The organism is Streptomyces sp. H39-C1, from assembly GCF_027158125.1.
Lineage (GTDB): Bacteria > Actinomycetota > Actinomycetes > Streptomycetales > Streptomycetaceae > Actinacidiphila > Actinacidiphila fildesensis.
Genome location: NZ_JAPVLS010000167.1, coordinates 1 through 8,726, shown reverse-complemented (window position 1 = coordinate 8,726; position 8,726 = coordinate 1). Strand labels below are relative to the sequence as shown.

Sequence of the window (8,726 nt, the reverse complement as noted above, 5' to 3'; positions counted from 1 at the left end):
TCTTGGCGATGAACGCCGCGACCGTCTTGTTGCCGTCCTTGATGAACGGCAGCCCCGCAGCGGTCTGGTAGACGCTGATTGCCAGATTCTCCAGTGACGCCGCCGTTTGCAGCGCCATGATGTCGTCGCCCGTGGTGGCCGCGGCGCGTGCGGAGCTCAGCAGTGCTGCCGCTCCGGCTGCGCCGGCGACCGCTCCGCCGCGTTGCCACCAGCGCCGGGACCGGGGTGCGGTGGCCTCGGTGAAGTCGTCCAGTGCGCTGCTGGTGATCCGCAGTGCGTCGCTGTTCAGGTCCTGCGACTGCTCGGTGAGTATTTCCAGCAGCCGGGTGTCGATGCGCTCTACGCCCATCACGCCCCATCTCTCCTCGCACCCGCTCCATCGCGGGGGCTCCCACGTGACCTTCGGCCCCACAGCGTGAACGGATTGCTCTCCACACCGGCAGGAGGCCACATTCACCCGCAGGGGTGACATGCCACGTCCCTCGTGGGGTCGCCCACAGCACTCCGTGCTGAGGAAGGGAATCTGTCGCCGGTGGGAAGGAGCGTCGTGGTCAGGGCTTGGTGAGGCTGATGTAGAGCTGGGTCCAAGCGGTGTCTTGTGTCGTAGCGGGCTTGCCGTCGCAGAAGCGAACGGCTCCCATGGCTGTGTAGTACTTCATCATTCCCAGCACGGCGAGGGGCTTGGCATTCCTTCCCGCGGTGTAGTCCGGGCTGGGCAGGAGACTTTGGTGGGCCCGGCAGGCGGGCTTCTTGCCGTCGGAGGCGGTGTCGAGCGCACCGGTGCGCTCCTCGGATGAACCGCATCCGGTGAGTGCTAGAGCGCCCAGCACGAGCAGGGCGGCCCAGTGGGTCCTGGTGGGCAATGGCATGCGGATCTCCTGCCTTCGGGGGATTTGCGGGTGGGGCCGTAAGCGCCGATGGCCTCATAGCGGCATGGCGCGCAGTGCGGTGCCGACTCCGACGGCCAGGATGAGCAGGGCGGTACCCAGGGGCGTGATCCGGGCTCCCCACGTGGCCAGCCGGCTGGCGCGTTCGCCGTTGAGGGCCGGGATACGGTCGCGCAGTTTGAGGAGGAGCAGGCCGGCGGCGGCGAGGGTGGCGGCCATGCCGATGCCGTAGCAGACGACGAGGACGACGCCGAAGGCGGTGCGACCCAGGGCGATGGACCCGAGGAGCACCACCAGTGCGGAGGGGCTGGGAACCAGGCCGCCGGCGATCCCGATGCCGATCAGGCCGCCCTTGTTGTGACGCGCGTCGTCACCGTGATGGTGATGCCCGAACAACCCGTGGCTGTGATCATGTCCGCCATGACGGTGATCGACGTGTGCATGATCATGCCGGACATGAGGGGAGTGCCCGTCGTCGGAAGGTTGCTGGGAATCCGGGTGTTCGTGCTGCGCGGTCAGGCTGTGGGGTTTGGTGGCATCCGCAGCGGTGGTTGTCTCGAGGTTTGTGGGGTGGCCAGCATGCACGGCGACCAGGTGGTCTGCTGCGACGTGTTCGCCGCCCGGGTCGGACGGGTCATCCTGGCTGTGCGCTCGGGTGTGGGCGTGATGTCCGCGATCGTGCGTGTGGTCGTGATGCGCGTGGTCTCGTTGACGGTGAGCACGCAGGTTTCGCAGGGCTGCCGGAAGGAGCCAGATGCCCGCTGCGGTGATCAACAAGCCGCTGATGGTGCCGAGCCAGGCCAGGGCTTGTTCTCCGACGAGCGCGGAGGACACGCTCAGGGCTGTTCCCAAGGCCAGCACGGAGCCGGTGTGGGTGAAGGTGACGGTTGTGGCGACGGTGACGGCGTCGCGCGGGCGGCCCTGACGTCCCGCCAGGTAGGCGGCCATGATGGTCTTCCCGTGGCCGGGCAGAGCGGCGTGTCCGGCTCCCAGTACGAGTGCGAGGAGCACAGCCAGCAGACCGATGGGGAGGGTGAGTCGGTCCTGCTCGGTGAGGGAGCCCAGATGCGCGTCGAGGGCTGCGTACCAACTTCCCAGCATGCCGGTGCCTGACAGTCTCGCTGGATCCGCACCGGGGCCGGAGCCCAGGGTGACGTGGGCGTGTCGTACATCGGGCGGATTGGACAGCAGATCGGCAGGGTACTTCCGTAGCTCGTTGGACGCGGAGTGCGCCGGCACGTCGGACGAGCCAATCCGTACCCCGTCGCCTTTGACGGTGATCTCGTGCCAGCCGATGCGGGCCGGGTCCACCCCGGTGGCCAGCTCCACGACACCCGACGCTTCCAGTTTCGCTGGGGCGGTCAGGTGGCATTCCAGACGCCCGGTGTCCAGCCCCGCCTGCCCGCGAACGAGTCGGTAGGTGTGCGACAGAACGTGAAAACGCAGCGCGGCCCGCGGCGCCGAACCGGCGCTGTGCGGTGCCGCTGACGCGCTGATGCCCTGGGCGACCGTGGTACAGGCGGTGGTGGCGTGGGTGGCGGCTTCTGCGGGGCTGAGCCGGCCGTTGTGGTCGGTGTCCAGGGCGGGCATCCCCTGGAGGGTGGGGATCTCGGCGGTGTCCACCACGGCCAAGTCATCCACCCGGTCCGGGTGGATGCTCAAGCCGTCGTAGCGGTTGACCGTGAAGTTTCCCAACGGGTGCGCGGACACGCTGGGAGTGGCCAAGGCCAGCAGTACCGGGACTCCGATGAGGAGAAGTGCGGCTCGTCGTGCGTACTCGGCAGGGAAGCTCATTGCTGTCCTTCGAGGCGGGCCAGGCGCGCTCGTGCGTCGGGTGCGTGCAGGGGAGAAAAGACGGGGTTGGCGGCTAGCGCACCGGCAAGGTCGGTGCGCGCCGGTTGATCATCGCCGAGGCTCTGTTCGATGACGCCGCGGTGGTATCGCACGGTGGCGTCGCGCCAGCCGAGCCGGTTGGCCTCACGTGCCAGGGGGAGTGCCTGGGCGTCCTGGCCGGCGCGGTGCAGAGCCCAGCTCAGCGCGTCAGCTACCAAGACACTACGGCGGCGGCCCCATTCGGCAGTGAGCAAGGTGACGGCGAGTCGCGGATTGCCGTGGTCGGCCTGGTACTGGCCGAGGTTCAGGTCGTCGACGACGCCGTTGATGGCGAAGAGCTTTTGCTCCGCCTCCAGGACGAGGTACTGGGCGCGCGCTTCCGTGGGACGGCCGAGGGATTCGAGCAGTTCGCCAAGTTCCAGAACGTACTGGGGCTGGGGCACCCGGGAGATGGCGGTGCGGTAGTCCGTGACCGCCCGATCGCTCTGCCCCAGAGCCGCCTCGGCACGGGCGGCTCCGGCGAGCGCGGCGGTGAAGGACGGATCCAGGGCCAAGGCCTTCCGGTAGCGCTGCAAGGCCGGTGTGGTGGCCCCCGTGTTGAAGGCCAGCTCCCCCAGGTAGTGCTGACAGAACGCCTCGTCCGCTGGATTCGAGGCGTCCTCGAGTCCCCGTCTCAGTGCCTGGGCCGCCTCCTCGGTGCGGCCCTGCAACTCCAAAATGTACGCGGCACGGGTGAACGACGCGGTGGATGGGTGCAGATCCAGCATCCGTTGAACGGCCGCCTCAGCACCCTGGTCGTCTCCCAGTTGCGTCAGCGCGTCGGCGAGAGCTCCATAGGCGGCCCAGGCATAAGGGTTGCCTGTCACCGCCTGATCGGCCCAGGTGCGGGCCTGAATGAACTGGTGGCGCGCGTTGGCAAGGCCGGCCATGCCGGTCTGCGCCACGGTGTTGGTATCCGGCCGCAGCTCCAGGGAGCGCCGCAGAGCGGTCTCGGCCTTGGGATACAGGGTTGGATCCACCGCGAGACGCGCCTGTTCGACATACGCCGAACCCAACTGTGCCCAGGCCGCGGCATCGGCCGGCTGCCGGCGGAGCCTGACCTGGAGTCGGCCGATCACGTTGCCAATGGACGTCGGTGTGTGCGCCGCATCGGCCGCCGGCGCGGAAGCCCATGAAGGCAGAGGGGCTGGGGAGGTGTGCTCCAACGCCGCGAATCCAGTCAGGCCAGCACACAGTGCGGCGGCGGTGGCGATCAGGGCGAGGCGGCGCATGACGTCATCCCTCGGAAGATGTGGGTGGACCGACGAGCGTGGCGTCCTCAGCGGGACGGGTGAACAGGGGCCGGTGCGGGCAGGTGGCGTCGGCCCGCACCGGCCTGCCGTTGCTCTAGCCCGCCTGGTTCACCGAACCGGTGTAGGGCAGCGCGACGTACGGGAACGCCCTGCCGAACGCGGAACCGGGCCCGTTGACGCCGTCACCTGCGGCCAGCGCCTTGATCAGGTGGCCGGGGGTGGCACCTTCCATGACCTGGATGGCGATGTCGACGACGTCGTCACCCATGCGGCGGCCGTTGGGGAAGCCCTGGAAGTCACCACCCAGCACGCCGAGTCGGTTCGGTTTGGCCATCACCGGGGTCGACATGTTCAGCCGCAGTTCCTCCGCGGGAACGAACCGCTTCTTGTCGACGTCAAGATTCATCAGCTGCGAGTTCAGGTCCACCGCCAGCGGTCCGTTCGCCGCCTTCGCGATGCCCGTCAGGAAGATCTCCTGAAGGTCCTTGCGCGGAGTCGCCGGGGCCGCGATGCCGTAGATGGACTGGATGAGCCGGGGCAGCTCGGGGTAAAGGACCTTGGCGACGACCTTGGGCTGGTTGTGGTCCTCCGACGGCGGCAGCGCGTTGAACGCATCCTTGAGCCCGGCCGGCACGACGACCTCGTTCACCAGCGGGTTGCCCAGCCGCGACACCTGCACGTACTTGCCGGTCGGGGTCTGCTTGCCGGGACTGAGCTGCATGGTGCGCCGCTCGGTGGAACTCCACACACCGATGACCGGGTTGCGCTTGGCGTTGCCCTTGTAAGCGAGCTTGGACTTGGGCACCTGAATGGACAACGTGTTGACGTTGTACCCGTTCAGGGTGTTGTGGCCCGTCTCGGAGAGATTCCCCCCGTAGAGCAGGTCGAAGACCCGCAGGTCCAGGAAGAACGGGTCCGCGGCCTGCGTGGCGACGGTCTGTCCGCCACCGGGCAGCTTTCGCGTGGCCTGGTTGCGGAGTCTGCCGTAGTTCGGCATGGAGGCCTTGCCGACGTTGGAGGGCGTGGCGATGCCGTCCGCGATGAGCGTGACCGGATTCCTGCCCGCCCGGATCTCCTGGAGGGTGTAGTGCTGGCGGAACAGCAGCGTCTGGTCGTTGAGGTTGTTCACGACGCCGTTGTTGTACAGGAACGTCTTTTCGCCTCGACGGTCCTCGTTGCGGAACGTCCATCGGTAGGTCAGGTCCGGCTTGCCGGTGCCCTGGCTGTCGATGTTGATGTCGTAGTGCGCGTCGGCGGCGAACGGATAGAAGTTCGGCCCGCCGTTCGGCTCCTGGAACGGAATCCAGTTCGCCGTCAGCGTCACCGTGTCGGACTTGTCCGGACTGGTGAACGCGTACAGGTCGGTGTTGTCGACCTGCGGATCAGCCGCGATCAGCGGGGCTTCCCGGTGGCTCGACGCCTGGCCGACGCCGCTGCCGGGCCCTGCCAACGCGGCACCGGCGACTGCCGAACCGAGCGCCAGCAGCATTGCCGCCGACTTCCACCGGCTGATGCCAACCGGTGAAGTGTTTGCGATCATGAAGATCCTTTTCTCTCAAGGATGGGGGACCGGCGTGGAGGACTGGGCCTCCGGTCGCTCTTAGCAACCAAGCGACAGTGCGGATTGGTCCCGTATGAAACTCCACTTCATGGGGTGACTTTTCCAGCCACCTCGCCGGTGACTTCAATGGAACTATTTTCTACCGGGCCCGAGGGATGCCTGGTCCCGCCGGCAGGCACGGAGGTTGGGGGCCGAATTCTGCCGCTATCCCGGACTGCGCACGGGGTCGCGTGCCACCTTTCCCCGCTCGAGGCCGCCGGAGTGAGACAAGTGAACCGGTAGATTAGTGCGGCCATTCGGGGCGCACGTCGTCCGTTCGCACACGCGGGCGCGACGACGAGTCTCGAACTATTCGCTTCAGGAGATGGTCCGTTCCTGCCTGTATTTGGTTTGCAGGAAGCGAGGCAGGTGCTTTAACAGTGAACTGGCCACGTCTGATCGGACCGACGAGAAGCACCCCGATGGCACCAATCTCTACCTTCTTCAATTCTCTGGCAGCAACCGCCGCGCGGTAAGAACCACGCAAGTTGATGACCCGACACGGGCGGATACGCCCGGGAGCACGCCACGTTCATCCGGGCGCTGCCAGTGATCGGCCGGTTCACCCTGGAGGCCCATTGCTAGTACTGCGTGGTGAGTGCGAAGGTGTTCGGTAGCGCCATGGGTGTGACCGCGTACGCCTCGGGTGTGAGGCGTAGTTTCGCCGTCGAACACGTTGCAGCCATCTACTGGAGGACACGCAAGCGCATAAGTGGGGATCGACGATTCCAGTCAGGGGCTTCTGCGTTCCGGGACCCTGACAACATCGTTGATCTGTTCTTCCCCAAGCCCTGACGGCACAGGCCCAGCGCTAGCCTCGATCTTTCGTGACGGTCCGTCGGTTTCTCGGCGGGCCGTTTCGGTGTTGTGGGCTGGTCGTGGGTAGGCCGGTGGCCCGGCTGTCGCGTCGGGTGGGCGCCGGGTTCCACGGCTCCGGTGGGGTAGTGAGGCTGTTGGGACGGATAACTCTGCTGGTCAGCCGGGGTTTGGGAGAGCGTCGAGCCGCTGGACCGCGCCTGTGATCACGTCGCTCCAGGGCCAGTGACCGCCGAACCGGAGGTGTCGGCGGCGGGCAGTGGTGACGATCTGGGCGGCAGCGGAGAACAGCCGGAGCCGGAGCCGGCGGGGTTCCCAGAGCCGGGGTTTGCCGGTCAGGGCGAGCATCGGCAGCCAGGCCAGCAGGTCGAGCGCGAGCTGGACGATCTCCAGCCAGATCTGGTTCTGCGCGGTGTCATGCAGGGGAAGGTTGCGCAGGCCGGTGGCGCGGGCGGCCCGGATGCGGTCCTCGGCACGTGCTCGCTGGCGGTGTCGCAGTTCGAGTGTGGCGATCGGGACGCCGGTGGTGTTGGCGGCGAACGCGGTGAGCCGTAGTCCGTCGGCGTCGGTGATGCGCAACTGGGCGCCAGGGTGGGGCCGTTCCTTGCGGACGATCAGCCGCATCCCCTGGGGCCAGCCCGCCAGTACGTCGCCGGCGAGTTCAGCCACCCAGGCACCGTCGCGGATCTCGCCGTCCGGTTCGACGGCGGGTGTCCAGGCCGAGGCGGGGACCTTCAGCACGGCCTGGTGGATGGCGCCGGTGATGGTCATCCCGACCGAGTAGGACAGCCACCGGCCCTGTTTTGTGAGCCAGGCGACGAACTCGTGGGTGCCGCCGGCGGAGTCGGTTCGGACCAGCGTCTGACGTCCCCGCCGGTACTTCTTTGGCAGCTGGGCCAGAGCGAGTTGGGTGGCCTCGATGTGGTCGGCGGCGGTGTTGCTGCCCGCGTTGCCGGGCCGCAGCATGGCAGCCACCGGCTCCCCGGTGCCATCGCGTCCGTGGTCGACGAAGCCCATCAGCGGGTGGTGTCCGTAGGTCTTCTTCCAGGTCGCGGCAGCGTCTTGCTTGTCTGAGTGAGCCAGCACCAGCACTCCGTCCAGGTCCACGATCACCTGTCCGGTGGTGTCCGGCGACGAGGTCCCGGCCAGCTTCCAGACGTGTTCGCGGACCGTGGCCCGTGCTGACCGGATCGCTGTCAGAGCCTTCGGGCCGGCAGCGGCGAGGCTGTCGATGAGGCGGGAGACAGTCGGGTCGGAGGCCACCGGGCCGAACACGGCCGGCTCGGCCCGCAGCATCCCGACATCAGCCAGGCAGTCCCCGCCAAGCGCGACCGCGAGGGCCACGTCCAGCAGGATCTTGCCTGGATCGTGCACCGCCCGAAGCTTTCGCCATGGTGCGAGCGCCGTCGATATCGACGTGTCCAGCCCGATCTTGCGGATGGTCTCGACCAGCAGAACGCCACCGGCCTGGGAGACCACTGCCCGGCCACCGCCCTCGACGCGGACACGCGGGTAGGACCCGATACGCTTCTTCACCTGAGGAGTGCTTCTTTCCACGCGACGACCTGGACCCTAGACAAGTCCCATCGTTCCTGGTCAGGAGCACTCTTCGCGTTTCCGATCACACCTCGGACACCCACCCACATGAAAGCCCGAGGCTAGTCCCCACAGCATCATGGCCAGGATCGTGAGCGTCATCGCCACGAGCAGCCACGCCATGGCCCGGGCGGCGCGCAGCCCATAGCCGGACACTGCCCAGTAGGTCAGAAGGAGACGGCGTTCGGCTCGCGGGGTCTGGGGGTCGTGGCGGCGCATCTGTCGGGTAGGCCCCGTCCCTCTCGGGACGAGGCCCCCCTCAGAACCGTGCGTGCCACTCGTCGCGGCACACGGCTCAAGCAGACCCCTCGGGCAGCACATGATTCTGCGTTTGACCGTAGTCATGGGAGGCGTGATGCCTCCGGTGACAGTCGGAGTGGACCAAGGCTTGGTTGGACGCTTGATCTGACCCGCCGCGTGAGCGGTAGATCAGATGATGCTTGTGAACCGTCCGGTAGCTGGCGTGGAACCAGTTGGCCCAGTCGCGGACTGAGTCCGGTTCGTACGTCGCTCCGTCGATCAGGTCAAGTCCGCACAGCGGACAGAGCCCCTTCTGCCTGGCTGCGGGGCCTTAACCCAAGGCCGGGTAGTTAGCGTTTTCGCAGGTCACGCAAGGGAAGTTGGTGACCATGTCGTGGCGGCGTAGAGGCCGGGGCCGAGCTTGTGGATGAGGCCGCTGGTGGCCCAGCGGTTCAGTTGTCT

6 protein-coding genes and 1 pseudogene are annotated in these 8,726 nt (G+C 67.3%); all 7 read right to left on the bottom strand.

The window, feature by feature from the left end; genetic code table 11:
- Window positions 1-349 (bottom strand): annotated as a pseudogene (locus tag O3W51_RS46175) (ferritin-like domain-containing protein); the annotation flags it as partial.
- Window positions 350-551: 202 nt separating this feature from the next.
- On the bottom strand, window positions 552-869 hold the full coding sequence (locus O3W51_RS46170; RefSeq protein ID WP_138358330.1) for a hypothetical protein: 318 nt from the start codon (window positions 867-869) through the stop codon (window positions 552-554).
- Window positions 870-923: 54 nt separating this feature from the next.
- Window positions 924-2,681, bottom strand: coding sequence for a HoxN/HupN/NixA family nickel/cobalt transporter (locus O3W51_RS46165; protein WP_244808919.1), 1,758 nt, complete (start codon window positions 2,679-2,681; stop codon window positions 924-926).
- Window positions 2,678-3,991 (bottom strand): tetratricopeptide repeat protein, encoded by a 1,314-nt coding sequence (locus tag O3W51_RS46160; RefSeq protein ID WP_269289963.1) that lies wholly within the window; start codon window positions 3,989-3,991, stop codon window positions 2,678-2,680. The genes O3W51_RS46165 and O3W51_RS46160 overlap by 4 nt, the downstream gene beginning before the upstream one ends.
- Before the next feature lie 115 nt (window positions 3,992-4,106).
- A complete protein-coding gene (locus O3W51_RS46155) occupies window positions 4,107-5,552 on the bottom strand; it encodes a DUF4331 domain-containing protein (protein ID WP_138359179.1) in 1,446 nt (481 codons plus the stop codon).
- A gap of 1,035 nt (window positions 5,553-6,587) precedes the next feature.
- Complete coding sequence (locus O3W51_RS46150; protein WP_138359177.1) at window positions 6,588-7,964, bottom strand: IS1380 family transposase; 1,377 nt, start codon at window positions 7,962-7,964, stop codon at window positions 6,588-6,590.
- Window positions 7,965-8,319: 355 nt separating this feature from the next.
- Window positions 8,320-8,544, bottom strand: a complete 225-nt coding sequence (locus tag O3W51_RS46140; protein ID WP_269289966.1) for an HNH endonuclease — start codon at window positions 8,542-8,544, stop codon at window positions 8,320-8,322.
- Window positions 8,545-8,726: the final 182 nt, after the last annotated feature.